26 protein-coding genes and 2 pseudogenes are annotated in these 26,083 nt (G+C 60.8%); 22 read left to right on the top strand and 6 right to left on the bottom strand.

The window, feature by feature from the left end; translation table 11 throughout:
- The 3 genes and pseudogenes from AC0IX7_RS21145 to AC0IX7_RS21135 form a co-directional block, all read right to left on the bottom strand.
- Positions 1–1,337 (bottom strand): ATP-binding cassette domain-containing protein (locus tag AC0IX7_RS21145; protein WP_471814231.1); only part of this gene is annotated, 1,337 nt, incomplete at its 3' end.
- Between the two features lie 64 nt (positions 1,338–1,401).
- Complete coding sequence (locus AC0IX7_RS21140) at positions 1,402–2,127, bottom strand: nucleotidyltransferase family protein (protein WP_471814230.1); 726 nt, start codon at positions 2,125–2,127, stop codon at positions 1,402–1,404.
- A 38-nt stretch (positions 2,128–2,165) separates the two neighbouring features.
- Positions 2,166–2,372, bottom strand: a pseudogene (locus AC0IX7_RS21135) (nucleotidyltransferase family protein); the annotation flags it as partial.
- Between the two features lie 47 nt (positions 2,373–2,419).
- Here AC0IX7_RS21135 and AC0IX7_RS21130 point away from each other — a divergent pair.
- From AC0IX7_RS21130 to AC0IX7_RS21050, 17 genes and pseudogenes are all read left to right on the top strand, one after another.
- A complete protein-coding gene (locus AC0IX7_RS21130; protein WP_471814252.1) occupies positions 2,420–2,893 on the top strand; it encodes a hypothetical protein in 474 nt (157 codons plus the stop codon).
- 767 nt (positions 2,894–3,660) lie between these two features.
- Positions 3,661–4,887 carry a TolC family protein gene (locus AC0IX7_RS21125; RefSeq protein ID WP_471814229.1) on the top strand — a complete coding sequence of 409 codons (1,227 nt, stop codon included), beginning with the start codon at positions 3,661–3,663 and terminating at the stop codon, positions 4,885–4,887.
- 16 nt (positions 4,888–4,903) lie between these two features.
- Positions 4,904–6,619 carry a type I secretion system permease/ATPase gene (locus AC0IX7_RS21120; RefSeq protein ID WP_471814227.1) on the top strand — a complete coding sequence of 572 codons (1,716 nt, stop codon included), beginning with the start codon at positions 4,904–4,906 and terminating at the stop codon, positions 6,617–6,619.
- Positions 6,620–6,629: 10 nt separating this feature from the next.
- On the top strand, positions 6,630–7,076 hold the full coding sequence (locus tag AC0IX7_RS21115; RefSeq protein WP_471814225.1) for a hypothetical protein: 447 nt from the start codon (positions 6,630–6,632) through the stop codon (positions 7,074–7,076).
- Positions 7,073–7,576 carry a hypothetical protein gene (locus AC0IX7_RS21110; RefSeq protein ID WP_471814224.1) on the top strand — a complete coding sequence of 168 codons (504 nt, stop codon included), beginning with the start codon at positions 7,073–7,075 and terminating at the stop codon, positions 7,574–7,576. The genes AC0IX7_RS21115 and AC0IX7_RS21110 overlap by 4 nt, the downstream gene beginning before the upstream one ends.
- 16 nt (positions 7,577–7,592) lie before the next feature.
- Positions 7,593–7,931, top strand: a complete 339-nt coding sequence (locus AC0IX7_RS21105) for a beta-barrel domain-containing protein (protein WP_471814222.1) — start codon at positions 7,593–7,595, stop codon at positions 7,929–7,931.
- 211 nt (positions 7,932–8,142) lie between these two features.
- Entirely contained in the window at positions 8,143–8,322 is a 180-nt protein-coding gene (locus AC0IX7_RS21100) for a hypothetical protein (RefSeq protein WP_471814220.1), read from the top strand.
- Positions 8,323–8,384: 62 nt separating this feature from the next.
- Positions 8,385–9,278: a hypothetical protein gene (locus AC0IX7_RS21095; protein WP_471814218.1), complete on the top strand. Its 894-nt coding sequence runs from the start codon at positions 8,385–8,387 to the stop codon at positions 9,276–9,278.
- Complete coding sequence (locus AC0IX7_RS21090) at positions 9,224–10,372, top strand: Calx-beta domain-containing protein (protein WP_471814216.1); 1,149 nt, start codon at positions 9,224–9,226, stop codon at positions 10,370–10,372. Before AC0IX7_RS21095 ends, AC0IX7_RS21090 begins: the two co-directional genes overlap by 55 nt.
- A gap of 197 nt (positions 10,373–10,569) precedes the next feature.
- A pseudogene (locus AC0IX7_RS21085) lies at positions 10,570–11,136 on the top strand (Calx-beta domain-containing protein); the annotation flags it as partial.
- A 964-nt stretch (positions 11,137–12,100) separates the two neighbouring features.
- Positions 12,101–13,702: an Ig-like domain-containing protein gene (locus AC0IX7_RS21080; RefSeq protein ID WP_471814214.1), complete on the top strand. Its 1,602-nt coding sequence runs from the start codon at positions 12,101–12,103 to the stop codon at positions 13,700–13,702.
- Entirely contained in the window at positions 13,699–14,469 is a 771-nt protein-coding gene (locus AC0IX7_RS21075; protein ID WP_471814212.1) for a calcium-binding protein, read from the top strand. The genes AC0IX7_RS21080 and AC0IX7_RS21075 overlap by 4 nt, the downstream gene beginning before the upstream one ends.
- Before the next feature lie 574 nt (positions 14,470–15,043).
- Positions 15,044–15,808 carry a Crp/Fnr family transcriptional regulator gene (locus AC0IX7_RS21070; RefSeq protein WP_471814211.1) on the top strand — a complete coding sequence of 255 codons (765 nt, stop codon included), beginning with the start codon at positions 15,044–15,046 and terminating at the stop codon, positions 15,806–15,808.
- A gap of 342 nt (positions 15,809–16,150) precedes the next feature.
- Positions 16,151–16,837 (top strand): GGDEF domain-containing protein, encoded by a 687-nt coding sequence (locus AC0IX7_RS21065; protein WP_471814209.1) that lies wholly within the window; start codon positions 16,151–16,153, stop codon positions 16,835–16,837.
- Positions 16,838–17,431: 594 nt separating this feature from the next.
- Positions 17,432–18,127, top strand: coding sequence for a Crp/Fnr family transcriptional regulator (locus AC0IX7_RS21060; RefSeq protein WP_471814208.1), 696 nt, complete (start codon positions 17,432–17,434; stop codon positions 18,125–18,127).
- A gap of 512 nt (positions 18,128–18,639) precedes the next feature.
- Entirely contained in the window at positions 18,640–18,804 is a 165-nt protein-coding gene (locus AC0IX7_RS21055) for a hypothetical protein (protein WP_471814206.1), read from the top strand.
- Positions 18,805–19,068: 264 nt separating this feature from the next.
- Positions 19,069–19,266, top strand: a complete 198-nt coding sequence (locus AC0IX7_RS21050) for a hypothetical protein (protein WP_471814205.1) — start codon at positions 19,069–19,071, stop codon at positions 19,264–19,266.
- A gap of 1,590 nt (positions 19,267–20,856) precedes the next feature.
- On the opposite strand, the gene AC0IX7_RS21045 is transcribed toward AC0IX7_RS21050, so the two are convergent.
- The 3 genes from AC0IX7_RS21045 to AC0IX7_RS21035 are packed head-to-tail and all read right to left on the bottom strand — an operon-like array spanning position 20,857 to position 22,177.
- Positions 20,857–21,177: a hypothetical protein gene (locus AC0IX7_RS21045; protein WP_471814203.1), complete on the bottom strand. Its 321-nt coding sequence runs from the start codon at positions 21,175–21,177 to the stop codon at positions 20,857–20,859.
- Positions 21,178–21,194: 17 nt separating this feature from the next.
- On the bottom strand, positions 21,195–21,752 hold the full coding sequence (locus tag AC0IX7_RS21040; RefSeq protein WP_471814202.1) for a recombinase family protein: 558 nt from the start codon (positions 21,750–21,752) through the stop codon (positions 21,195–21,197).
- A gap of 50 nt (positions 21,753–21,802) precedes the next feature.
- Positions 21,803–22,177 (bottom strand): metalloregulator ArsR/SmtB family transcription factor, encoded by a 375-nt coding sequence (locus AC0IX7_RS21035; protein ID WP_471814200.1) that lies wholly within the window; start codon positions 22,175–22,177, stop codon positions 21,803–21,805.
- A gap of 161 nt (positions 22,178–22,338) precedes the next feature.
- Between AC0IX7_RS21035 and AC0IX7_RS21030 the strand changes: the two genes are divergently transcribed.
- From AC0IX7_RS21030 to AC0IX7_RS21010, 5 genes are all read left to right on the top strand, one after another.
- Positions 22,339–23,172, top strand: a complete 834-nt coding sequence (locus AC0IX7_RS21030) for an acyl-CoA desaturase (protein WP_471814198.1) — start codon at positions 22,339–22,341, stop codon at positions 23,170–23,172.
- A gap of 262 nt (positions 23,173–23,434) precedes the next feature.
- The gene (locus tag AC0IX7_RS21025; RefSeq protein WP_471814196.1) at positions 23,435–23,722 is read left to right on the top strand and encodes a BrnT family toxin; all 288 of its coding nucleotides are present in this window, start codon (positions 23,435–23,437) and stop codon (positions 23,720–23,722) included.
- Positions 23,703–23,987 (top strand): BrnA antitoxin family protein, encoded by a 285-nt coding sequence (locus tag AC0IX7_RS21020; RefSeq protein ID WP_471814194.1) that lies wholly within the window; start codon positions 23,703–23,705, stop codon positions 23,985–23,987. Before AC0IX7_RS21025 ends, AC0IX7_RS21020 begins: the two co-directional genes overlap by 20 nt.
- Positions 23,988–24,315: 328 nt before the next feature.
- Positions 24,316–24,570 carry a cyclic nucleotide-binding domain-containing protein gene (locus AC0IX7_RS21015; protein ID WP_471814248.1) on the top strand — a complete coding sequence of 85 codons (255 nt, stop codon included), beginning with the start codon at positions 24,316–24,318 and terminating at the stop codon, positions 24,568–24,570.
- 152 nt (positions 24,571–24,722) lie between these two features.
- On the top strand, positions 24,723–25,055 hold the full coding sequence (locus AC0IX7_RS21010) for a Crp/Fnr family transcriptional regulator (RefSeq protein WP_471814193.1): 333 nt from the start codon (positions 24,723–24,725) through the stop codon (positions 25,053–25,055).
- Positions 25,056–26,083: the final 1,028 nt, after the last annotated feature.

Below are 26,083 nucleotides of genomic sequence, written 5' to 3'. Positions count from 1 at the left end.
CGCCGCCAGCTCGCGAGCGTGGCCGGACCCAGCACGGCGTCGCCGATCACGATCCTGCCCTCGCTGGGTTCCAGGAGTCCGGTCAGCAGATCGACGAAGCTGGTCTTGCCGGTGCCCGACGCCCCCGACAGCCCGACCAGCTCGCCTGCGCCGATCGCGAGATCGAGCCCGGTGAACACAGCCGCGCTCGCGTCCGGATAGCGGAAGGTCACGCGGTCGAAGCGGATCGTTCCGTGTCGAACCGGCTGCGCGCTGGCGCCGCTGGTGATCGAAACCGGCGGGCCGAGATCGACTTTCAGATCGTGCAACGCGGTGAAGGCGGGCATCACGCCGAATAATTGCTGCACGCTTTGCTGGAGCGACCGGACCGGGCCGCTCATCCGCACCAGCACGACCAGCGCGGCGAGCAGCGTCACGGTCGGGATGTCGAACAGCACCGCACCGAAGATCATCATCGCCCCGGCCAGCGAGGCGATACTCGCCGATACGATCGCAACGCGCGACTGGAAGCGTTGCTGGAGGGTCAGCTGCGAGCGCAATTGTGCCCCATCCTCGCCGATCTGCGCGACGAAGGCATCCGTCATGTCGTGCGCGACGGCGATCTTGAGGCCACCGAGGAAATGGGCCGTCTCGCCAGCAATGCGGAACGCGAAGCGCGCGGTTGACCTGCCAACATCGGCCGCTCGCCGCGACAACGGCACCAGCACGACGAGGCCGAGCAGCGCGAACCCGATCATCAGCACCGCGACGACCGGCGACAGCAGGATCATCAGGATCGCCTGGGTCACCAGCATGATGCTCGCCGTCATCATCTGCAGCAGCACCGAACAGGCAAAGGCCAGCCGGGTGATCTCGCTCGAAAGGATGTGCGCGATCCGCGCGTGCCGCAGCCGCGCCAGCGACGACCAGCGCGCGTGCGCCAGATCGGTGACGACCATCAGCCGGCGATGATCGACGAACCCTAGCGACAGGTCCGATACCAGACGGTCGCGCGCCGACAGCACGGCCGCGCGCACGCCGACCAGCAGACAGAACGCCAGTAGCACCGCTGCCAGTTGTTCGAGCCGCGTGACCAGCCCGACCGATGACAGGGTGTCGACGATCATCGCCCGCCAGCGTCCACCGGTCTGCGGCGCGAGCAGCGAGAAGATCGGCACGAGCAGCGCCAGGCCGACGCCTTCGAGAACACCGCCTGCGAGCATCAGCGCGAGCGCCGCGCCCAGTCGTCGCCCGCCATAGCGGACGAAATCGCCGACCAGCGCCTTCCCGTCCGCGACCAGCGATCCTGTGGAGCCATCGGCTGCCGGGGCGGTAGTCGGATTGCGAAGGAACGGCATGCAGCGAAGCATGCGGGGCCGGCGCACCGAGAGCAAGTTGGTGTCGTGATCGACCGCGCCGGCGCTACAGGGACTTGGCAGTCTTCCCGGCGCTTTGCGGCCGCAACCGCGCGGGGCGGCGCAGCAGGCGCAGCGGCAATCCGGTCAGGATGGCGGCGGGAACTGCCCAGTTCGGTACCTGTAGATGCGCGACCGCATTGGGCCGGCTAAGCAAACTACGAACCGCACCCCAGCGATAGGCCAGACCGGGTACGAGCCAGAGCTGCGTGCGCTCGAACGCGATCAACTCGCGCATCGGGCGCATCAGCCGGCCTTCTGCGTCTTCGTCCGCCACGATCGCGGTGTAGCAGAAACGGACGAGGCGTCGCGTCACACGGTCGCGGCGGATTTCCTCCAGCAAACCCTCTGGTACGGCGATGCCGAACAACTCATGCGTCAGGACGATCGCCAGTCCGGGGCAGCGTCCGGCGCCCAGTGCGATGGCCTCGCGGTACAGCGTCTCGACATCCGCATCGTGTAGCAACGCGGCCACGTCGGCGAGCCATTTCAGGCGCGCCCATAGATGCTTGGCGCCGTGGAACACCAGATAGGCAAACAGTGGAGCCGTTGCGAGCGTCGCAAGCGATGTACCAGGCATCAGTTCGACTAGCATGCGCGGTGAGCCGAGGCCGATCGAGGTGATGGCCGCGCGATTGTCACCGAGTTCGGTATGCAGTTCGACGACCGTAGCGCGGTCGTCATGGTACCATTCGGACTCCTTGTGTGCGGCGAGATAGCGACGGATGTGCACCGGATCCGTGATCCCCCCAGGATCGAGAGGCGATAGCCAAGCGTCGTAAGGGTTTCGCACGCCGCATCCAGCTGGCCACGCGCAACCAGGACGTCGACGTCCCAGGACGTCTTGAGCATCAGCGTGCGGTGGGCATGCATCGCCAGCGTCGATCCCTTGACGAACACCGCATCGATCCCGGCTGCGGCCAGTGCCTGCCCGACGCGGATCTCCTCCCTGCGTTGCGTAGGGATTGCATCCGCGACGCTGCCGCACGCCGCGCGAGAAGGGCGGCAGTCGGGTCCAGGAGCGCATGGCCGATCGCCTTCAGACCTGCCTCGACGAACCCACTGACCCGGTGTCGATGTGCCAGATCCACCAGCCGATCGGCATCGAAGGGGAGTGCGGCGATCCGCGCAATGCCCGCCGCCCGGTCCGGCAGAGTCGGCGGGCACAGGCAGGCGGCGAGAAGCGCCAGTTCGCGGTCGTCAGGTCGGTTGCGAAGCATCACAATTTGGTCTGCCTGGGAATAGGGATGTCGCGTGCCGAGCTGAACACGGCCGCGCTATCGAACGATCGCCGAGACATGCATAGCGACGACCGCCCGGGTCAACCACCGTACTGGCATCGAGGTGCGTCGAATGTCCGGGCGTCATGGCAGCGTTGCTTTACCCAAGCGACAGACTGGCGACAGGCGCGGATCGTGACGGCAGCGCGAAGGATCATCGCCGGCGAGGTCACATCGGCACAAGATACTGCACCGTCGACGAAACGCTCCTTCCGATGATGACGCGATGCCCTTGTCGTGAGCGGCGAAATAGAAGAATGGGAATGCAGGGGGCGGAGACCTGAAAGGGTGCCGCCGCAATATTAGGGGAGCAAGGGATCGGCCGTCCCGACCGCGCGTGCGGTAGAGTGCAGCCGAACCCGCATGCGGGGCTGGGGTACGACGACATGACAGGTTCGACGGCCATCGTGTTTCGCGATGGCTGCATGCGGGTAGGGTGCGACGGCGATCGCCGGTCATCGGTACGTCGGTCATCGGTACGTCGGTCATCGGTACGTCGGTCATCGTCACGATGCAGGCGCTAGGACGGATGACGCGCAGACGCCGCTTCGGCTGCTGTACCGCTGTTGCTGCGGGACTGACGTTCGCTGCGGCGCCGATCGGCGCGCAGCGTGCGCCCTCGGCGACGCAAGGGTCGCTGGTCGTCGATCCGCAGCAGGGCGCGACACCGCGACCGTTGCCGCCCTCCCCTACTCTGCCAAGCACGTCCGTCCCGGCGCCGGTGACGGTATCGCCCGCTCCCGTACCTACGATCGGCATGGCGAGTCCGAGCGAGCCGATCGCGCGGCCGCCCAGCGCTTCCTATGGCCCGCCGACTCCGCTGCGAGGCACGCCGCAGCTCGGCGCCTGGGCGCAAGGCGTGCCTGGAGGGCTGCCGGCACCGAGCGGGGATCCGTTGCACATCGATCCGACCGCCGATCCGATCCTGCAGCTGGCGCATGCGCAGTCGCCACTTGCGACCTTCCAGCAGGTGATCGGTGAGGCGGTTGCGCGCAATCCCTCGCTCGACGAGGCGATCGCGCAGACGAACGAAGCCAAGGGCGTACGCGGCGAAGCACGCGCGCGCGCTGCCCGTCGCCGATCTGTCGATCTCGACCTTCCGGATCATCGACCGGGCGTTTTCGAACGATCCGAACAACGTCCTCGAACGCTCGCGTCCGAGCCGTCGCACCGACGGCCTGCTCCGCATCCAGCAGCCGTTGATCGATTTCGGCGCAAGCCTCGGCCGGATCCAGGCGAGCGAGGCCCGGCTGAACGCGGCGCGCGCCAATGTCGAGGATATCGGTACGCAGGTCGCGCTGAGCGCGGTCTCGGCCTGGTACAGCGTCTATGGCTACCGTGTTCTCGTCCGGCTGGGCGAGGCTTTCGCGATCAGCCAGCGCAGTCTGCGCAGCAGCATCGAGGATCGCATCCTCCAGGGTGCGGCTGCCCCGGGCGACGTAGCGCAGGTCGACAGCTATATCGCGTCGTCGGATTCACAGCTTGCCGATTTCCGGCGACAGCTGGCCGGTGCGGAAGCCCAATATACCGCGGTGATCGGTCATGCGCCGCCTGTCGAGCTGGCCCGTGCGCCGGAGCCATCGCTGGCCGGCATCGGCACTGCGACCGTGGCCGCGGATATCGATACGCTGCCCGCGATCCGCGCTGCCAAGCTCGGCGTCGATGCGGCGCGATCGGACGTACGCGCGGTGAAGTCCGATCTCTTGCCGCAGCTATCCGGCGGAATCGATGCCGGCCGCTATGGCATCATCGAGACGGCACGCGATTACGACATTCGTGGCAGCCTGACGCTCAGCATGCGGCTGGGTGGCGGCGGGCCGCAGCGCGTCGACCAGGCGCAGGCGCGTGCCGATGGTGCCGATGCCCGGTTGCGGCGCACCCGGCTCGATTCACAGCGTGATGCCCAGATCGCGCTGGCCGACGTGGCCGCATTGCAGGATGCGCAGACCGCGATCGAAGCCAATTACCTGGCGAGCCGGCGCGCGCGCGACGTGCTGGCGGAACGGTTCCGCGTCTCGCGCGGCACGCTGTTCGATCTGCTCGCGTCGCAGAGCAATTATTTCGGTGTCGCTGCCCGCTATGTCCAGACCGTGATCGAACTCGATACCGCGCGCTATGCGCTTCTCGCCGGACCGGCCGGCTGCTGCCGGCACTGGGCATTCAACCTGCCGCGCTGGAACCCCGATGACCCCTCCTCATGCCATGCCCCATGACGGGTCCGGTCACGATATGATCAAGCATCCGCGGCCGCGTTTCGCGCCGTGGCTGGTCGAACCGATGTTGCGCAACAAGGGCACGTATCTGAAGGTCGCGCTGGCGGCCGCGATGATCAATATCTTCGGGCTAATCACGTCGCTGTTCACGATGACTGTGTATGACCGCGTCGTTCCCAACAATGCCTTCTCCTCGCTGGTAGCGCTGTCGATCGGGCTCGCGATCGTCGTCGTGTTCGATTTCGTGCTGCGCGTGCTGCGCGCCTATTTCACCGATCTGGCGGGCGCCGATATCGATCATGATATCGGTGGACGGGTGTTCCGCCGGCTGGTCGCGATCCGGCTCGACCAGAAAAAGGGATCGACCGGCGCGCTGACGGGAATGATGCGCGAGCTCGAGACGCTACGCGACTTTTTCGCGTCGGCCACGATGACCGCGCTGGTCGACGTGCCGTTCATCGTCATCACATTGATCTTCATCGCGATCCTCGGCGGGGCGGTGGTGTGGGTGCCGCTGGCGGCGATCCCGATCGTCATTGGAGCAGGCTGGCTGACGCGACCCGCGCTCGATCGGTTGTCAGCGCGCTCGATGAGCGAAGGGCTGACCAAGCAGAGCGTGCTGGTCGAGACCGTGGGCGCGCTCGAAATGGTCAAGACCAGCGGTGCGAGCAATTTGCTTGGCCAGCGCTGGAAAAAGGCCAACCAGCAGCATTCGGACAGCTCGACGCGCCAACGCCTGGTCTCGACGATCGCAACCACGGTCGCGGCGTCGGCGAACACGCTGGCCTATGCCGGTACCGTCGTCGTCGGCGTGTTCCTGATCGCCGACCACAAGCTGACCACTGGCGCGCTGGTCGCCTGTTCGATCCTGTCGGGCCGTGCGGTGCAGCCGCTGGCGACGATCGCGGCGCTGCTGTCGCGGCTGTCGGCGACGCGCACGGCGTACAAGCAGATCGATGCGATGATGGAAACGGGGTCCGAGGAGCCGCGCGGCACCGCGCTCAAGCCTGCCCGCTTCGATGGCCGGATCGAGTTGCGCGGGGTCTCGTTCCGCTATCCGGGCGCTGCTGAGAAGACGTTCGACGGCCTCGATCTGGTCATTCCGGCCGGGCAGCGCGTCGCGCTGCTCGGCAGGGTCGGATCGGGCAAGTCGACGATCGCGCGCCTTATCCTCGGTCTTTACCAGCCGCAGGAGGGGCTGGTGATGATCGACGGGACCGACATCCGCCAATATGATCCACACGCGATGCGGTCGCTGGTCGGGACTGCGCTGCAGGAAAGCGTGCTGTTGAGTGGTTCGGTGCGCGAGAACATCACGCTCGGCCGCCCCGGCGTTGACGATGCCGAGATGCTGCGCGTCGCCGAGTTGACCGGCACGCATGGCTTTATGGGGCGGATCGCCAATGGCTATGACCTGATGCTCGCAGATCGCGGCGAAGGCCTGTCGGGCGGCCAGCGCCAGTCGATCAGCCTCGCGCGTGCGCTGGCCGGTCGCCCGCAGGTGCTGGTGTTCGACGAGCCCACAAGTGCGATGGACCAGACGACCGAAATGCAGCTGATCGATCGGCTTCAGGCCGAGTTGCAGGGCCGCACCTTCGTGCTCATCACGCACCGCCCTGCCCTCGTCCGGCTAGTCGACCGCATCGTCGTCGTCGAGGCGGGCAAGGTCGTGCAGGACGGACCACGCGACGCCGTCCTGCAAGCGCTCCAGCGTCCCCGCACCGCGGCCTGAGTACGAACCCATGACCGACACGCATCTTGAAGACCTTGCCGATCGCATCAAGCCCAAGGCGGTATCGAACCTGCTGCTGTGGCTGATATTGGGCTTCATCGTCGCCTTTATCGTCTGGGCCAGCATCGTGAAGCTGGATCGCACCGTCCATGCGCCGGGTCGGGTCGTGCCGAGCAGCCGCTTGCAGGTGCTCAGCAATTTCGAAGGCGGTGTCGTCTCGGCGATCCTCGTCCATGTCGGCGATCTCGTGAAGCGCGGCCAGCCGCTCGTCCGGCTCGACCAGACCCAGGCGGGGGCGGAATTCGGCAGTAGCGAGATCACGGTCGGCGCGCTCAACGCCAAGATCGCCCGGTTGCAGGCGGAGATCGCCGGTCGCGAGCCGGTCTACCCCGCAGCCGTTACCCCGAGGTCGCGCAGCAGATCGGCATCGAACGCTCGCTCCACGCGGCACGCATGAGCGACCTCGCCAGCCTCAGCGCGGCCGGTGCCGCGCGCGCGGCGCAAGCCGAGCGTGCGGTCGCCGAAGCGCGATCGGCCTATGCCTCGCGGGTATCGGCACGCGATTCCGCGCAGCGTCAGCTCGACATGATCCGTCCGCTCGTCCAGCGCGGGATCGAGCCGCAGCTGACGTTGATCCAACTGGAGAACAGTGCCGCGGTCGCGGGAACCGATGCCGCCCAGGCCTCGGCAGCGATCGCCCGCGCGCAATCCGCCGTCGCCGAAGCGCGGGCGAGCCTTGCCCAGGTACGCAGCAGCTGGCGCGCGCAGGCGGGGACGGATCTTGCCGCCGCGCAATCCGAGATGGCCTCGCGCCAGCGCTCGATGCCGGCGCTTGCCGCCAAGCTCGGGCGCGCGACGGTCGCCTCCCCGGTTGATGGTCGCGTCAACCGGGTGCTCGTGTCGACGGTCGGCAGCAGCATCGGCGCGGGCCAGCCGATCGTCGAAGTGGTGCTCTAGCGCCGAGACGTTGACCGTGGAGGCGCTCGTCAGCCCCAAGGACATTGCTGCGGTGCGCATCGGTCAGCGCGCCCGGGTCAATATCACCGCCTATGAGTCGGGCGTCTATGGCGGCATGGACGGCCGCGTCCTTACCATCTCGCCCGACGCCACGCTCGAGGAACGCACCGGGGAGAGCCATTACACCGTGCGGGTACGCGCCGACGCGCAGAACTTCCGCGGACCCGGAGGCCAGCGTCTGGTGATCGGTCCAGGCATGACGGCGGACGTGAACCTGATCGGTGATAAGCGCTCGATCATGGCCTATATCCTGACGCCCTTCACCCGGCTGCGCGAAGAGGCACTACGCGAATAACGCGATGGCGCCGCAATGATTGAAGGCGGCGGTCAGGTCATGGCGGCGAATACTTGGTGTGACAGCATTCTCGTGCGCGATTTGTCTTTCCTCCGCTGCCGAATCTGACACGTTCGTCATGGTGCCGTCATTTAACGGCAATAGGTGCATGAAATTGCGAGATTTTGCGTACAGAGGCGCGAATCACGTGGCATAATCGGGGGGAACGGTCGTGGGTGCATTTGCCGCAGGAAATGTCGTTGTTTATCGGGTCGGATCCGGTGCCACGGCGCTGTCGAACGCAACCGCCGCGGTGTTCCTCGACGAATATACCTCGGCCGGGATCCTGGTTCAGTCGATCGCGCTGCCGACCGTCGATATTTCCCTCGGGGGATCACCAATCAGACGCTGACCGCAATCGGCAACTCGGCGCTGGAAGGTCTTCTCACGCGCAGCGTCGACGGCCGTTTTCTCATGCTGACCGGCTACGACACGGCGGTCGCAACGACCAACGCCGCTGCGCTGTCGTCCGCAACCGGTCGTGTCATCGGTCGCGTCGGCGTCGATGGTCTGGTCGACACGTCGACATCGGTAGCGATCGGTTCGGGCAACGTGCGCGGCATCGCGAGCGACAACGGCGCGAGCTTCTACGTCAGCACGTCGACGACCGGCGTCTCCTACGGCACCTTCGGCAGTGCGGCCGTGACGCAGCTCAACACCAGCGCGACCGGCCCCGTCAACGTGAGAGGCCTGAGCATTTATGACGGTCAGCTCTACGAAAGCTCGATGTCGGGCACGTTCCGGATCTCGACCGTTGGAACTGGCGCGCCGACGACCGCAGGACAGACCATCACGACTATCGCGAGCGACGGCTCGGCGACGTCGCCCGGCGCAACCGCATCGGCGCCCGGCGCTTTCTTCTTCGCCGATCTCACCGCGGCGGTCGACGGCGTCGACACGTTGTATGTCGCCGATAGCCGGACGGGTGGCGGGCTGTTCAAATATTCGCTGGTTGGGGGCCTGTGGACCTTGAACGGCTCGATCGTCGACAGCGGGCTGGCAGGGCTCACCGGATCGGTGAGTGGCAGCACCGTGACGCTGTTCGGCACGACCGCCACCGCGCTCGACCTGTTCAGCGACATGACGGGCTATAACGGTATCCTGACGGGGGCAGCACGCGCCTCGCCACCGCCGCGACCAATACCGCCTTTCGCGGCGTCGCGTTCGCACCGCAGGCTGCTCCGGTCGCGAACGAGACGATCGCGCTTCAGACGACGACGGTCAGCCAAAGCGAAGGCACCGGCACCGACACCGTGTACTCTTTCACGCTGGCACGGACCGGCAGCACCGCCGCGGCTGCCACGTTGACCTATGCGGTCGTCGCGGGCGGCACCGCGGATGCGGCCGATTTCGTCGGTGCGACGACCAACACTGCGATTTTCGCGGCAGGGCAAAGCATCACGACGGTGACGATCACGGTCGCGGGCGACACGCTGACGGAGGCCGACGAGACGTTCGTGCTCGCCCTGTCCTCCCCCAGCGCCGGCTATGACGTCAGCCCGGCCACGTTGACGAACGCGATCCTGAACGACGATTCCACGTTCGCGATCGCTGCGGGCGGCGCCAGCGAAGCGACCGGCAGCATCCCGCTGGTCGTAACGCGCACCGGCGATCTCAGCCAGGCCGCGACCCTGTCCTATGCGGTGTCGCTGGGGAGCAACGACACCGCCTTGGCGAATGATTTCGCGGGCGGAACGCTGCCTGCGGGCCAGGTGACGTTTGCCGCCAATGCCGCCACGGCCACCATCCTGGTGCCGGTCGACAACGACGCCGTTAGCGAACCCGACGAGACCTTCACTGTCACGCTGTCGGGCGCCGGCGCAGGCCAGACGATCACCACCGCGAGCGCGACCGGCACGATCCTCAACGACGACCTGCCCGGGCTGTCGATAGCCAACGCCTCGATCATCGAGGGTGATGCAGGCACGAGCGTGCTGGTTTTCACGGTGACCGCCAGCGCCCCCGCCCCCATCGGCGGGATCAGCTTCCAGGCGACGACGTCGGACGGCACGGCGTCTGCGGGCAGCGACTATGTCGTGCTGGCGAGCAATTTCACGATCGCGGCAGGCGCTACCAGCACGACCGTGAGCGTCGTGATCAACGGCGATACGGTGTTCGAGCGCAACGAAACGCTGCTGGTGACGCTGACCAACCCGACCAATGCGATCATCGCAGGTGGCCCGGCGACCGGCACGATCGCCAATGATGACGCGGTACCCGCGACCGCCTCGATCTTCACGACCACTTTCGCCAATTTCGCTGCATCGGGCTTCACGCCCGGCGCCGCGGCGAGCAGCGGACAGCTCGATTCCAACGTCTGGCGCGTCGTCGGCCTGTCGGACCAGACCAACCCGGCATACGGCTTCACCGGCGCATCGGGGGCGATTTCGGTCGTGGCCTGATCAGCGGCGATCCCGTGACCGCAGGCGTCTACACCCCGGTCAACGACCGTGCGCTGATCCTCCAGCCGACCGGTGCCGAGCTCGAAGCGGGCGGCTTCATCGAGGCGCGCATCCAGAACACGAGCGGCGCGACCGCGACCAGCTTCGACATCGGATTCGACTGGGCGTATCGCAACAATGCGACGCGCGGCGAGAACATGCAGCTCGCTTATTCGACCGACGGCACGACCTTCACGAGCGTGGCCGCGGCCAGCTTCACGACCCCAACGGCGATCGACAACACCACCGCCAATTTCACCAGCCAGAACGAACAGGTCAGCATCGCCGGCACGGTCGCCGATGGCGGCTATCTCTATCTGCGCTGGATTCACGCCTCGTCGGTCGGCAGCGGCAGCCGTGACGAGGTCGGCATCGACAATGTCTCGGTTACTGCGCGCCTGAGCACCGATCCCACCGCGGCGATCAGCAACATCAGCCTTCTCGAGGGTGATGGCGGTGCCACCGCAGCGGTCTTTACGGTCACGCGTTCCAGCGGCGTCGGTACCGCGAGCGTCAGCTACGCCACAGCGAACGGCACCGCGCAGGCAGGCAGTGACTATGTTGCGCAGACCGGCACGGTCACTTTCGCGGCCGGCGAGACGAGCAAGACGATCACGATCCTCGTCAACGGCGACAGGGTCAACGAAGCGAACGAGACCTTCGTCGTCAACCTGACCAACCCGGTCGGCTTCGTCGTTCCCGCCCCAAGCGCGACCGCGACGATCCTCAACGACGATACCGGCCCGATCGCGATCTACGATATCCAAGGTCTAGGCCACCGCTCGCTGTTCACCGGCCAGGTCGTCGCTACCAGCGGCATCGTCACCTCGGTCCGCAGCAACGGCTTCTACATCCAGGATCCGAACGGCGACGGTAATGACGTAACGTCGGACGCGATCTTCGTCTCGACCGGCACCACTGCGCCAACGGTATCGGTAGGCAATGCGATCACATTGTCGGGCACGGTCGCCGAATTTGCGTCGGCGACGACCAACCTGACGATCACGCAGTTGAACAGTCCGACCGCGATCACCGTCACCAACCCATCGGTCGCGCTGCCGGCCGCGGTGCTGATTACGACCGACGGCACCGGTCGCGCACCGCCTACCCAGGTAATCGATGACGATCGTCTCACCAGCTACGATCCGACCACCGATGGTGCCGATTTCTATGAATCGCTCGAGGGGATGCGCGTCACCGTCCGCGCGCCGCGGGTCGTCGCCGATACCAATGCCAATGGCGAGACCTATGTCGTCGCGTCGTTGGGCGTGGGCGCTACGGGTCTGAACAGCCGGGGCGGCATGACGATCTCGGCGGGCGACGTGAACCCCGAGACGATCAAGATCTATCAGGGCACATCGGCCGCGGGCGCCTATCACCAGGGCGATACGCTGAACGACGTCACCGGTATCGTGAACTATTTCGGGGGCGAATACGAGGTCGACCCGATCGGCCCGGTCAGCGCTGCAACCACCGCGACCCCTGCCCCGCGAGACGACCACTCTGGTCGGGACGGCATCGGGGCTGAGCTATGCCAGCTTCAACCTGGAGAACCTGTCGCCCGTGGCCACGCGGGCGACGGGCGACACCGACGCCACCTATGCGGTCAAGCAGGCGGCCGTCGATGCGCGCTTCACGATCCACGCCAACGAGGTCGTCAACGCGCTGCACAATCCCGACATCATCGGCGTGCAGGAGGTCCAGGACGCCGATGGCGAGAATGCCGGCACCGACCTGTCGGGCGCCGCGACCGCGCAGAAGCTGATCGATGCGATCGCTGCGGCGGGCGGCGCGACCTATCGCTATGTCGAGGTCGCGCCGACCGCGACCAACATCAGCGGCGGGGCGCCCAACGGCAACATCCGCAACGGCTTCCTCTTCAACACCGAGCGGGTGAGCTATGTCGAGGGATCAGCGACCGCGATCCAGGCCGACGCGTATAACGGCACGCGCAAGCCCGCCGTCGCCGATTTCGTGTTCAACGGTCAGGTATTCACCGCGATCGACATGCACTCGACCTCGCGCGGCGGATCGGACGCGCTGTACGGCGCGAACCAGCCTCCCAATAATGCCGGCGACGCCGCCCGCACCGCGCAGGCGACCGCGGCCAAGGCCTATGTCGATGCGATCCTCGCGCGCGATCCGTCGCACCAGTTCGTCGTTAATGGCGACTTCAACGGCTTCTACTATGAAACCGCGCTGCAGACGCTCGCACCCGCGGGCAACACCGGCCCGCTGTCCAACCTGATCTACAAACTGCCGGTCGAAGAGCGGTACACCTATTATTTCGACGGCTATTACCAGTCGTTCGACAACATCATCGTGTCGACCGGACTGCATGCCGGCTCGAGCTTCGACATCGTCCACTATAATGCGGGCTATAATGACGGGCTGTCGACGACCGATCACGACCAGGCGCTGGCGCTGATCGGGATCGTGCGGAGCGGCACCGGTCCGGCCGTCGCGGTCACCGACGGGTTCGCGATCACCGCGATCTCGGTCTATGGCGGTACCGTGCTCGCCAACGACACCGGTGGTGATGCGTCGCTCAGCGTCATCGCGCTGAACGGCAGCGCGTCGGGGGTCGGCCAGGCCGTGCGCCTGTCGTCGGGTGCACTCGTCACGCTGCTGTCGGGCGGCACTTTCGCCTATAATCCGGATGGCGCGTTCAGCACGCTGGCAGCGGGCGCGACGACCACCGACAGCTTCACCTACACGATCAGCGGCGGGTCGACCGCGACTGCGACGATCACGATCGGCGGGGTCGCGACCCCTGCCCCGGATGGCGTCGGCCATATCCTCGGGACCGCCGGCAACGACACGTATGGCGGCACGCAGGGCACCGATTATTTCGATCTGTCGAATGGCGGCGTCGATCGGGTGAGTGGTGGAGCCGGGGCGGATGCGTTCTTCGTCGGCGCGACGCTGACCGGTGCAGACCGTATCGACGGCGGATCGGGCAGCGATCAGGTCGGCCTGCAGGGCGACTATACCGGTGCCAATCGATTGGTGCTGACCGCCACCTCGCTGAACGATGTCGAGGTTCTCGCTGCTCTGTCGGGCTTCAGCTATGATATCGTCCTCAACGACGGCGTCATCGGTGCTGCGGGCAATTTCACGGTGTTCGGGACCAATCTGGCGGCGGGCGATGCGTTCACCGTCGACGGGGCCGCCGTCGCGTCGGGATCGCTGACGTTGTATGGTGGTCTAGGTGTCGACACCTTGACCGGGGGGCGAGCAATGACGGCTTCCTGTTCGGGGCGGATCGTTGGAGCGCGACCGATGTCGTGATCGGGGGCGCCGGCAACGATCAGCTGGCGCTCGACGGCGACTATACCATCACGCTCGACAGCCGTGCCGGTGTCGAGACGGTGGCGTTGCTCGCAGGTCCGGCACAGCCGGGCAATGCTGCGAACGACTATGTCATCACTATTGCCGACAGCTTCGTTACCGGGGGCGCGACCAAGACGGTCTGGGGGCTGCCGGTCACGACCGATATGGTCGTCGACGGACGCGCGGTCGCGCAGGGCAATCTGAACATCTTCGGTGGATCGGGCAACGACATGCTGACGGGTGGCAGCGGCAACGACCTGCTGTTCGGCGGAGCCGGTCGCGACACGCTGGCCGGTGGGGCGGGCAACGACGTCTTCGTTTACAATGCTGCCAGCGAGTCCTCGGGCACGGGATACGACACGCTGGTCGGTTTCACCCGTGGTGCAGACGTCGTCCAGGCTGCGGGCGTCGTTCGCAATACGTATGGCACCGATGTCACCGGCCAGCTCGACGATGCGAGCTTCGACACCGATCTCGGCAACGCGGTACGCGGCAGCCTGACCAGCGGGTCGGCGGTGTTCTTCAACGCCAACGCCGGCAATCATCAGGGCGAGACGTTCCTGGTAGTCGATGCCAACGGGATCGACGGCTATCAGGCTGGACAGGATCTGGTCATGCAGATCGTCCCAGCCGCCGCGTTCCAGATGGCCGCGGCACCAGTCGAAATGATCGCTCCCCACCCGATGATGCTGGACCTCGTTGCGGTCCACCTGCCTATCGGCTGATCCGGCTTCGAGCCGCTATTGCGATCGGGTGCCAACGATCGCAGTAGCGACGTCGAGAGGGCGGGGATTGGCACCATCTCACTGCAGAGTGATTGCTCGCGGTTCATATGGAAGCGCCCACTTTTAGACGCTAGGATTAAGTCAATAAGCGTCCGGGATCCCAAAAATCGTGCACCGGTTCGTCGCGAAATTCCCGTTTATTCTTTCTGAACGGCAATTTCGTGAAATAGTATACCGTAGCGCACTAAATACCGAGTCAGTTTGTGTCGCCATAACTTCCGCAAATTCAATTTTTCAAAAAGCGCGCGCATTGCTGATCGCATCTCGTCTGGGCGGCGCCTTAACCCCGGGGAACTGTTACTCGCGTTATATGGATTGATATAAATTATTTGCAACATCAGGAACTTATATGAAAAGGTTAAGCATCGCAGTGGGTTACTCGTAGAAACCTTGAAAATCTTAATATTAGTTATTTCGCAGAAGCTCTGATAGATTAACAGAAATACGAGCGTCAATGTCTTTGACATAAATTAAGAGTGCACGCGATTCCGCTCTGCATTTGCAGGGTTTTATAATGAAATTAGACAGCATCAGTCCGCTCGTTGGTATGGTCGAAAAACTTGCGCTCTACGCGCCCGTCTCGGTGGAAGATCGGGTTGGTCTGCTCGAACTGCCGTACTCGTCACGCTTTCTCGAAGCTGGTAGTTACCTGCTTCGCGACCGCGATACGCCTGACCAATGCGGTATGTTGGTTTCAGGCCTCGCGTATCGGCATAAAGTCAGTGTGGAAGGGCTGCGTCAGATAGTCTCGATTTATATCCCCGGCGAGTTCTACAGCCTACAACAGCTGCATCTCGCCACCGCAGACAGTAACGTGCAGTGGCTGACACGGTGTGAGGTCGTCATGATATCCCATGAAGCGCTGCGTCGGCTTGCGGCGGAGCGATTTTCCGTGGCGCAGGCTCTCTTTGCGACAACAATCGTCGAGTTATCGATGTCGCGGGAATGGATGCTCAATATCGGACGTCGCGACGCACGCACGCGCATTGCTCATTTGTTATGCGAATTCGCCTTCAGGCTCGACAAGCACAGTTTGCCGGCCGGTCAGGCATGCGAACTGCCGATGACACAGGAGCAATTGGCAGACGCCCTCGGCTTGACAGCCGTTCATGTCAACAGAACTCTGAAGGTTCTCGTAAACGATGGTCTGATTGCTTATAGCAAGCGTGGTGTAACCATTCCGAATTGGGATATGCTAGTCGCGAAAGCAGGCTTCAACAGCGGATATCTGCACATGAACCTATCTGATACGACAACGCATAAACCATGCCATGCATAGAAGTTTCAATGACATAATTTGCAGACTGCTTATAGAAAATGTATCAGTACTGTCGGTGCGGTCATGGTGGCCTTGATGACTGTGCTACACGTCAACGTACCAACCGCACCCGATCGCCACGGTTCGTCAGTCAGATGGTCGCCGCTGGAAGCCGCACTGCGCAGATCCGCTAGTCTGAACAAGGCGGTCGCCGCAGTCTGGCTGACTTTGACGTGGAGCGCAGTACTGTTTGTGGATGGTACGTTAGGACCGCACATCTCTCTGAACGCTGTGTACCTGGCGCCTTTGTGTTTTACCGTATGGTGCCTCGGTAGGATTGCCGGCCTCGTATCCGGCCTCACAGTGGTCGCCGTAACCCTGTATCTCAATGGCTTTGGCGATGGCCTCCCCGCACAGGCCTCGACCGTCTCGGTGTCGACGGCCGCCTGGAATGCAGGCGTGAGGGTTTTCGGCGTGATGTTTATCATTCTGTTCGTTGGAGCGTTTCGCCGAACTTTCGATCAGGAGCGGGCAAACGCTCAGATTGATCCTCTGACCGGGCTAGGCAATCGTCGGGCATTCAAAATTGAGTGCAGCCGGCTAGAGTTGGCAAATGCACGAGATCATCGAATTCTTCTTTGTGGGTTGATCGACGTGGACGATTTCAAGTCAGTCAACGATCTACACGGCCATGCTGCGGGAGACGAGGTTTTGCGCATCGTTGCCGACGCCCTTCTCTCCGCCGTCCGACCCTATGACGCGACCGCCCGACTAGGCGGCGACGAGTTCGCATTTTGTCTCGCCGTTCGCGACACAGCATCCGCAGAAAGAAAAAGCGGTAAAATTCATGATGCCGTAATGGCCGTGCTTAACCAGACGGACTACGGGGCGACCTGCAGCCTCGGTGCAGCCACAGGGTTAGATGTGGCGGACACGCTGCGCATTGCCGATCAAGCTTTGTACCAGGCTAAAGACGCCGGGAAGAGCGAATGGGTTTTCAAGCCGGCGGTAGCCCCAGTGACCAATAGTGCAGCGAAATTGTCGGATTAGCGCTCCCGGTATGGACATTTGATCGGCATTGCCTGTTAAACAAAATGTGGTCAGGGCCGACTCCAATGACAGGCGCACGTCCAGCGTTGTTCGAAAAGATTGTCTTGCGCGCGAGAGCGCGTCAACCGCATTGGCTCTGTTCCGCATCATAGACGTGCGGAAAGACAGTAATGGACTGGGGAGGTTTTCGGACCTCCCTTTGGTTCACCGCGGGACATACCCTATGGCACCGGTCCGACCCGGAACGTTCGCTCAATTCCGGACGCTTCGGTCACAAATCGTGACTCCCGATAACGGCCATTCGTTCAGCGCATCTTTCCCGGTTTAAATTTGCCCCATCTGCTCCGAACTGCGACCCTTACCTGCCGCCGTACCGTAAAGGCGCCGTGAAGATTAACTTCAATCAAGTATTATCCGGCAACCTATGGTATGAATTATAAATTGCTGATCGAGCACGGCCCTTGGCAACTGAGAGATTCAATGCTCCCGCCGATATTACGGGAACTGCGTTTTGATCTCAGAAATTGACCCTCGCGGTTTGTTTGCAAAAATCTCTTAGCGCATTCGCAGATACAGGTTTTTGACGACGGAGCTTTGGGCCGTTTGAAAGCTCGAACAAGAACCTTCGATTCGGGAAGCTACGTATTCAGGGAAGGCTTGCCAATTTCAGAATATGCATTTGTAATATCGGGGTATTTATTCCGCCAAAAGCAGACATCGGACGGTCACCGGCAAATTGTATCATTAATAATTCCTGGAGACATAGTTAATCCAGAAAACAGATTTGTGAATAATCTGGACCATAACGTGGTTTGTGCGGAAAAATCTAGCATCGGGTATGTGCAAAAATCCGAGTTTGAGTCATTGATGGACTCCCATTCATACATTCGGCTGGCCTTAGATTTAATCACTACTGCAGAATCACGCCAATTACGGGAGTGGCTATTAAATATAGGCGGGCGTTCCGCAAGAACTCGTGTAGCTCATTTCTTGAACGAATTTGCTGCTAGAACGAGGCTACGCGGCTTGAATGATGGTTTGCGGTTTTACCTGCCCATCTCGCAGGAGCAGATTGGGGACGCCGTCGGAATTACACCTGTTCACGTTAACAGGGCTATCAGGTCACTAGTTGAAAGCGAGTTAATCAATCACACAAACAGAGAATACAAAATAGTTGATCTAGACGGATTTAGGCAAGCTGGTCAATTCTCAGAACAATTTCTTACAGTCAATGATTTTTTGAATAATTATTGCTGCGTGGATACCTCGACATATAACGTTAAATGCTAAGCGGTTCCATGTCGGCTATTATCGCCTACCTCTCCATCCCTGATACCGTAAGCAGACAGTTTGCGTTCCTTTCCTTACTGGCCATTCCCGACCACGTATTTGCCTCCGTTCCCATTGGCTGTAGAAGGGCCGCATGCGGGCTCGCCATACCGATAGGTACGCTGTTTACATCTGGCTACCTGCCTTAATTGGCGCCAGTCATTTGTGGCTGTGGTGGGATGATCCAACGCCCAGCACAGTAATGCTGCTGGGAGGCAGCTTCTGGCTGCTGTGTGGGATCGCCGCACTTATCCAACGGATGCGTAAAGCTGAGACTGAACGCTAAAACGTCAATATGCGTCAGTTTTCATCCAAAGCAGCCTGACAGCTTTCCTTTCCCAACCGGCACTTTTTATGAGGCGACATCCGGTCGGGTTTACCGCGTGATCGGACAGTCTCAGCTACGCGGGGCGAGGAAAGTAAACAATGAAGGCGGGGATAGCATAAATCTTGATCTAGTTTAAGTCATCGTCATGCCACGAGTCGCCCTCTCGCCCGTTCAGCGCCTGCGCGAAGACCTGGAGGATGCCTTGGCGCAGGCAGATGCCTTAGACCTATCACTGGTAGCTATCCAGATCGCGGAGGCGCTCGAGATGCTCGGGCCTTGTGAGGACGGCAAAGCCCGGCTGCTCGGTTAGCACGAACGAGGGCGGGGCAAACGTTCAACAGTGGATCGCTTGGTCTTAAACGAACGACTATGCTCCAAAGCGGACGGTCCGCAATCCTCCCCATTCCGGCCATTCTACTATTGTCCCGTCTCAGCGGTTCCGCCATGTTCGCGCAAAGATCGGAGATTGCTCTACCTTTCTATCGGTTTTATGAAACGATATCGGTACGCCTGGCCTGGAGCACGGTACCGATGGAGGCACCTGACGTGTCTTCGCTCAACGTGGAGCGAAACCATGTCCGAAGTAATGGGACGCGCTTATTTCAACGCTCGCGGTGCTAAGGCGCTTCAGTTGGCTCAAAAAGCAAAAGACTCGCAAATAGCAGAAATTCACCATCGGATGGCGAAAAGCTATTTCGAACTCGCAGAACTCGCGCCAGAGGAAAGCTCGCTGCCAACTCTCTCCGCTGAGCAGTTAGGTCAATCCAAGTGAAGTTGGATATGGAACCTAAGATTTTACGTGTATCAGTTGCGGGTAATGTAAAGATAGGTGCTAGAAAGTTGCTGCGCGATATATTATGCCGCTCAGTTGAGCTTGGTTATTATCCTACAGCTTGGTCGCTTCGAGTCGGCTTCGTAGAACTGATGCAGCGAGATGCGTACTTAGTGTTAGGATACATACCAGCCAGGATCGACAGTTTCATGGGGCTGCCGATAACCATATCCGGTTCAGGTTTGCAAAATCGCCTCATAACGGCGACCGGTAGTATGGCCGTTCCAGAACGTGAAGACGTTCCGAGGACTAGATCGTATGCCAACGATTGAATTGCGAAGTGGCTCACCGGACTTAGCGTTTCAGACCCGGCTCTGAAGTCGTCTGTCAGCTATTGCCATCCGGCTTCCCGAAAGCGGAAGGTCCGCTTTCCTTCTTCCCAAACCGGCCGTTCCGCTATCGCCCAATGCCGGACGCTCGGGCCCCAAATCAGGACTCCCGAACGCGGTCATTCGTTCAGGTTGATTTTCGCATCGGTCACTCGTGATGCAAAAATCAAAAGTTTTGCATCAAGACCTGATCGCTAACCGCTACCGTTGTGGTCGAATGAGCGCCGCGACTTTACCCTCTCCTTCTTCCGAATAAAACGTCGAGGGGCATGTCCTGGCGTCACAACATCGATGCGCTCTGCCACAAAACCACGTGGCGGAGGTCCTGAATCGGCTGGTTTGGCAACAGTCTTGCCACCGGAAGCGCAGCGGTGAGAGATAGCGTCATTCAGCTGAAGGCCAGCCGCCTTGTCGAGGGCCCACTCGGCCCGTTTCATGGGGCTGTAAGGGGCGTCTTTCACCCAGATCTGGCTGCGCCCTACCGCTGTTCCTCGCCATGTACCATCGGCAGATCGAGCGACGATAATACTGTATTCCTCAGTCGAGAGATGCCCTCCCTTGCCGTAGAGCATGACCATCGTGGGTGACTGCGGCATTGGTTCGCCAATTGCCTTACGAAGGGTTCGATGATCCTCGATCGCGGAAGCGGTCGGCTTCAACCCAACGGATGCCACAGGAAGGCAAGGTGAATTTGTCGACGCATTCCCGGTGACGGGAGCGATAGCGAGCAGAAATAGTGCGATCATTTGCGGATGATGCGAGACCCCAGCGGTCTATGCAATGACCTCGAACGACGTGGCGGGTGATGCGAAACTCACAAGTTTTGCATCAGACTGAAGACGGCCAAAATCGTGAGTTAGGTTGATGCACATATCCGATGCGGCGGGACGCGTCGACATTCGCCCTGAAAAATCTAAGCGCTCTGCCTACGGGCAACGCACCTTCCAGCGTAGAGGCTTGACCAGTCGTGCTGCGTTATTCGACGCCTTCTGGATTAGCAGCGTCACGCACTCGCGGTTAGGCTCGATGCGGTCGTAAACATCTTGGTCTACGCGAAATTCTATTACATTCTCGCCTACCGGACTGACCACGCTCGCATCGTAGAAGGTGCGACCTCGCCGGGTAGTGCTCGTCTCTTTTCCTACTACGAGAACCGTGGCCTCCTGAAGGGAGGTCATATGACGAAAGCTGATCGCTTCCACTATTTGATCGCCCAGCCCGGTAAGACCAAGGCACAGCCATAGCGGCAACATAATTCGCAACGCCCAACGCCCCCATCGACGCGATGCGACTTGAGGTAGCGCATGGTGGTAATGCGGTATGCCGCCCATAGCCCCACGCTGAATCCGAGTAGTCCTAACGGAATATCTAGGTCCGGATCTGGCTTGGCGAGCATGGGTGTTGGATCAACCAGAACGCCGGGCACGAAAAGTAAGCCGACCGTAATCAGGGCAACAATTAAAGCGCCGATATTTAGCAATTTAGCGAAGCGACGATCCATAATCGTCTTGTAGCGGCTCAACGTCCACTTGTGACCTGCTACTCAACTGCATTTCGATGCAGCCGCGATATCGTCGCCTGATTCACCCCAAGCAGGGCGGCGACGGTGCGCTGTGTATCGCCAGCCGCAAGCCGCTGTAGGGCTTCGGCCTGCTGGTGAGGGGTAAGGGCGGCACGTCGGCCGAACTTCACGCCACGGGCCTTGGCCTGGGCCCTGCCGGCAGTGGTGCGTTCGTTGATCCGATGGCGCTCGTAGCTCGCCGCGACACCCAGCACGGCAATGATGACCTCCGCAAACTGGGACGTAGTGTCCACCATTGGCTCCGCGATCGAGCGGAAGCCGGCGCCGGCCTCTTTCACTGCATGCAGGATGTTCAACAGATCGCGGGTATTACGGGCAAGCCGATCGGTGGACGTTACCATCAGCACGTCGCCGGCATCGAGCCCGTCGATCGCGCGCTTGAGTTGCGGACGTTCGGCCGTCCCACCGCTGACCTTCTCCTGATAGATCTTCTTACAGCCGGCTGCGCCGAGTTGGGCGAGCTGCTGCGCCAGGTCCTGACCGTTGGATGAGACGCGTGCGTAGCCATAAATCATGCTCTAGTTGTGCATTGGATTTATGCATCACGGAAGCGCCTGATTTTCCGTCAATTTAAGCCTGATGCAAAACTTGTGAGTTTTGCATTAACTAGATCCGGGTGGGATTCAAAGTTCGTCCGCCGCCTTGCGCGCCAATGTTGCGCTCTCCGTTTTAGCGGGCGTGAGACAGGGCAAACCTCTTGGACAAAGCCGTTGAGCGTGTTGGCGAGGCTTTCCGGCACCAGACGGTAGAACACGAACTGACCGCGCTTCTCGCTGGCCACCAGACCAGCGGCTTCCAAAATCGATAGATGCTGTGAAATCGAGGGTTTCGACATGGCGAAGCGCGAGGCGATGTCACCCGCGCTCAGCTCCGCGTGGGCAAGATAGGCAAGAATTTTGCGTCGGACGGATGATGATAGGGCTTCGAAGACACGCTGCATCCTACGGTATTTAGACAATGAGCTAAGCGTTGACAAATCGAACCTTACAATTAGGCATATACCTAATAGCCGAAGGATGTTCGATGGTCTGTCTGTCTACCGCCCGCGTGACTGCTCTGCCCCTCAGCAACGCCCGGCGGGGAACAGTACGATGGGCGCCGGTGCGCTCGCTCTGGATAGCCGGCATGACAGGCTGCACGCTGCTGCTGGCGCCATTGTACGCTACGCCTGGTGCAGTGCTGCTCTGGCTCAGCACCTCAGCGGTCACTCTCTGTCTTGGCCATTCGATCGGATTGCACAGGCTGCTGATCCACCGCAGTCTCGATGCACCGCGCTGGTTTCAGCGGATGCTCGCCTATCTTGGCACGTTGGTCGGTATGGCAGGGCCGCTCGGCATGGTGCGGTTGCACGACACGCGGGATTGGGCGCAACGGCAGGCGGAATGCCACGATCTACATGCCCATCGAGCATCGTTGCTGCGCGACGCTTGGTGGCAAATGCACTGTCGTCTCGACCTCACGCATCCGCCTCATTTCGAACTCGAGCCGCGCCTGCGTGACGATAGTGTGCTGCGATTCCTCGAACGCACCTGGATGGCGCAACAGCTGCCATGGGCACTGCTGTTTCTTTGGGCGGGCGGGCTACCGTGGCTGATCTGGGGCGTGCCGGTGCGTATCGCGGTTGGCGTGACGGGACATTGGCTGGTTGGCCACATCACGCATCGTGAGGGACCTCAGGGATGGAGTATCGAAGGTGCTGCCGTTCAAGGGCATGATCTGCCCGCTGCGGCACTCATCACATTTGGCGAAGCCTGGCATGGAAATCACCATGCTTGGCCCAGATCTGCACGACTTGGCCTTGAGCCAGGACAACATGATCCGGGTTGGTGGATGCTGCTGGCCCTGCGGCGGGCGGGATTGGTATCCGGGTTAAAAGAACCTCGGATGCTAGTGCCAAGGGAAGGATTGCGCCGAGTTATTGCCAATTATCGATAGCCCGTGGGGCATCTATAGCCGATACAAAACTTTTGAGTTTTGCATTGGACCGGCATTCTCGGAATCGAAGAGCGGGCGAGACAGCAGGGCCGGATGAATGGTCCCGTCTCCTCTAACGAGGGCGTTTTTCGGAATCTGTTCCCAATTCGATTTTCTCCGAAATGTCGTGATGCAGACGGGAAAATGGGAAAGGCCTTTGGCATCTCACTTGCCGTAAGCCGCCTCATAGTGTACATACGCTTATGTAAATACAGGAGCGGTCGTGGTTTTCGACTGGGACGATGGGAAAGCTGCATCAGATCTCGCCAAACACGGGGTCTCTTTCGAGCTGGCGCGCGAGGTTTGGAACGATCCGCTTTACCTGGTCCTGCCCGATCGCGTGGAGGGTGGTGAGCAGCGCTGGCACGCCATCGGCATGATCGGTGCCGTCGTCGTCCTGGTGGTCGTTCACAGCCATCCCCAACCGGACGACGAAGACCGGGTCCGGATCATCAGCGCCCGAAAGGCAACGGCACACGAAAGGAGACGCTATGAGCAAGAAAGCGCTTAGCCCCGAGTTGCAGGATCAGCTCGATCGGCTCGCAGCTCTGCCAGACGATCAGATTAACACCACGGATATCCCCGAAGCATCGGCCGAGGCGTGGCAGCATGCCCGCCGGCCAGGTCTGTATCGCCCTATCAAGAAGCCCGTCACGCTCCGGCTTGATGCCGATATCGTAAGCTGGTTCAAGGAACACGCCCACGATCGCGGCTACCAGACCGAAATCAATCGCGTGCTGCGCCGCTACGTTGCCGAAAGCGAAGCACGGGCCTGACGTTATCGCCCATAGACGGACGCTCAGACATAAAATCTATGCCGCCGATGGCAGCCGTTCGTTCAGCCTGCCATGTCTGCAAATTCATTCCAACGACCATGCGGGTGGTCGTCGATGGGTGAAGATAGGGGAATGCGTTTTCAGCCTTGATCGCGGGACACCGGCGAACAAGGCGGTTCAGGATACGCAATGCAATGTCGAAGTGCGTCCAGAGAAGCCAACCCTCTATGAAGACAATCTAATTAGATGTTGCCAGAGCCGCTAGCGTGGTGGACATACTTTACGATATGGCTTCGCCCCATTTAAAGCACTCGGTGTCGGACACTCTATCGGTCATGGTCGACCGCCTTACCCATCATGGCCGGCTTACTCCGGAGGATCAAAGAAGCATCCTTTCGCTGCCTGTTACGACGCGGCAGGTTCCCCCAAAAGTACCGTTGTTCGGCAAGGTGACGCTGGTGATCGCCTTTCAATCTTGCTGGACGGCTATGTCGTGCGCCAGAAAGAGGTCGAGGATGGGGAGCGTCAAATCATCTCGCTCGAACTTCCAGGCGATATTTTGAACCTCCCAAGCGTATTTTAGGCCGCGCGGATCACGACGTCTATTCGCTAACACCGGCAAAGGTCGCAGAGATTCCTGCTGCGGTATTTCTGAAGTTGGTAAATATTCGTCCTGCGATTACACGGGCTGTTCTCAAAGCCGCTTTAGTAGAAGGGGTCGTTTATAGAGAGGCAATGGTTAGCCTCGGCCGTCGAGACGCCAAACAAAAGTTGGCGCATTTTCTATGTGAACATATAACCCGAATGAGTGTTCGAGGTCTTGGACGAGACGGAAGTTTTGACCTTCCCATGACGCAGCAGCAAATAGCGGATGCTATAGGCCTGACTGCAGTTCACCTTAATAGAACGTTAGCCTTGCTAAAAAAGCAAGGTCTGATATCTCACAGCGGCGCGGTTTTGAAGGTCGTCAATCTGGAAGGGCTTAAAGCTATCGCGAGGTTTTCAGGCGAATACCTTAGCGCCAGAGTCGAAGCAGAGATCCTCGAACCGGTTATCCGTTCAAGATGACGCGCGACCGAACACGTCAGAAGCAATTACTAGACTGTCTTGCACATAAAGACGCGTAAACCGTATTCGCTCTGTTCCGCATCATATATGTGGAAAGGCAGTAACGGGCTGGGGAGGCCTTTGGGCCTCCCCCTAGCTTATCACCAGATATTCTAAGGACCCAATTCCCACGCTGTCAGCAATAGCCGAACGACAAATTTAGCGTGTCGACGGCGCAGAGCGGACCTTCCGCTTTCCTTTCCAACCGCCATTCCCATAACGCGACATCCGGTCCGGCCTACCGCATGATCGGACAGATCAAGAGACGCTGGGGTAAGCATGGGAAAATGAAGGAGGGGATGGCGGAAATCTTGATCCAGTATAGGTTATGGCCATGCCACGAGTCGCCCTCTCGCCCGTTCAGTGCCTGAGTGAAGACTTAGAGGATGCCTTGGCGCAGGCAGATGCCTTGGACCTATCACTGGTAGCTATCCATATCGCGGAGGCGCTCGAGAAGCTCGGGCCGCGTGAGGACGGCAAAGCCCGGCAGCTCGGTTAGCACGAACGAACGTAGGGCGAAGGTCCAACAGTGAATGGCTTGGTCTTAAACGAACGGCTCTCTGACTGACTGGTGCTCGAAAGCGGACGGTCCGCAATCCTTCCCGCTCCGGACGTTCGCTGACTGCTGATGAGTCCTCCGCCGAAATTTTTGAGCGTGGACCGTCGGAACCATTAATTTGCGTCTTATTATTTTTACTATTACGACGCCCTGCCGTGAAACGTGATTTATCGATGAATTAGTGCGCGTGATTTTCACGAGATATTGTAGGAATGTAAATCAACTAAAGCGTGTGGTTATTATTCGCCGTAATTATTTATCTCGCGATTGCCTATGCCTAGATCCTCAATCTTTGCCATGTTGAAGTCTTGCTGGATCTTAGCACGCCACCGTTTCCAGTTTTCTTCCTGACGCCGCCTTCGCCTGACCGTGAAAAAACGATACGAAGCGCCGAAAACTGCCAGCGCGCCTACCATCACGGTAGTAAACG

The organism is Sphingomonas sp. AC411, assembly GCF_979253035.1.
Note: the sequence above shows the minus strand (reverse complement) of the source record. Positions and strands in the feature narration are given on the sequence as shown.

Excerpts from the sequence above, each read along its gene's own strand:
- AC0IX7_RS21130 (WP_471814252.1), top strand. The coding sequence starts at position 2,420 with ATGGCCGATCGCCTTCAGACCTGCCTCGACGAACCCACTGACCCGGTG.
- AC0IX7_RS21120 (WP_471814227.1), top strand. The coding sequence starts at position 4,904 with ATGATCAAGCATCCGCGGCCGCGTTTCGCGCCGTGGCTGGTCGAACCG.
- AC0IX7_RS21115 (WP_471814225.1), top strand. The coding sequence starts at position 6,630 with ATGACCGACACGCATCTTGAAGACCTTGCCGATCGCATCAAGCCCAAG.
- AC0IX7_RS21110 (WP_471814224.1), top strand. The coding sequence starts at position 7,073 with ATGAGCGACCTCGCCAGCCTCAGCGCGGCCGGTGCCGCGCGCGCGGCG.
- AC0IX7_RS21095 (WP_471814218.1), top strand. The coding sequence starts at position 8,385 with ATGCTGACCGGCTACGACACGGCGGTCGCAACGACCAACGCCGCTGCG.
- AC0IX7_RS21070 (WP_471814211.1), top strand. The coding sequence starts at position 15,044 with ATGAAATTAGACAGCATCAGTCCGCTCGTTGGTATGGTCGAAAAACTT.
- AC0IX7_RS21055 (WP_471814206.1), top strand. The coding sequence starts at position 18,640 with ATGCCACGAGTCGCCCTCTCGCCCGTTCAGCGCCTGCGCGAAGACCTG.
- AC0IX7_RS21050 (WP_471814205.1), top strand. The coding sequence starts at position 19,069 with ATGTCCGAAGTAATGGGACGCGCTTATTTCAACGCTCGCGGTGCTAAG.
- AC0IX7_RS21040 (WP_471814202.1), bottom strand. The coding sequence starts at position 21,752 with ATGATTTATGGCTACGCACGCGTCTCATCCAACGGTCAGGACCTGGCG.
- AC0IX7_RS21035 (WP_471814200.1), bottom strand. The coding sequence starts at position 22,177 with ATGCAGCGTGTCTTCGAAGCCCTATCATCATCCGTCCGACGCAAAATT.
- AC0IX7_RS21020 (WP_471814194.1), top strand. The coding sequence starts at position 23,703 with ATGAGCAAGAAAGCGCTTAGCCCCGAGTTGCAGGATCAGCTCGATCGG.
- AC0IX7_RS21010 (WP_471814193.1), top strand. The coding sequence starts at position 24,723 with ATGGTTAGCCTCGGCCGTCGAGACGCCAAACAAAAGTTGGCGCATTTT.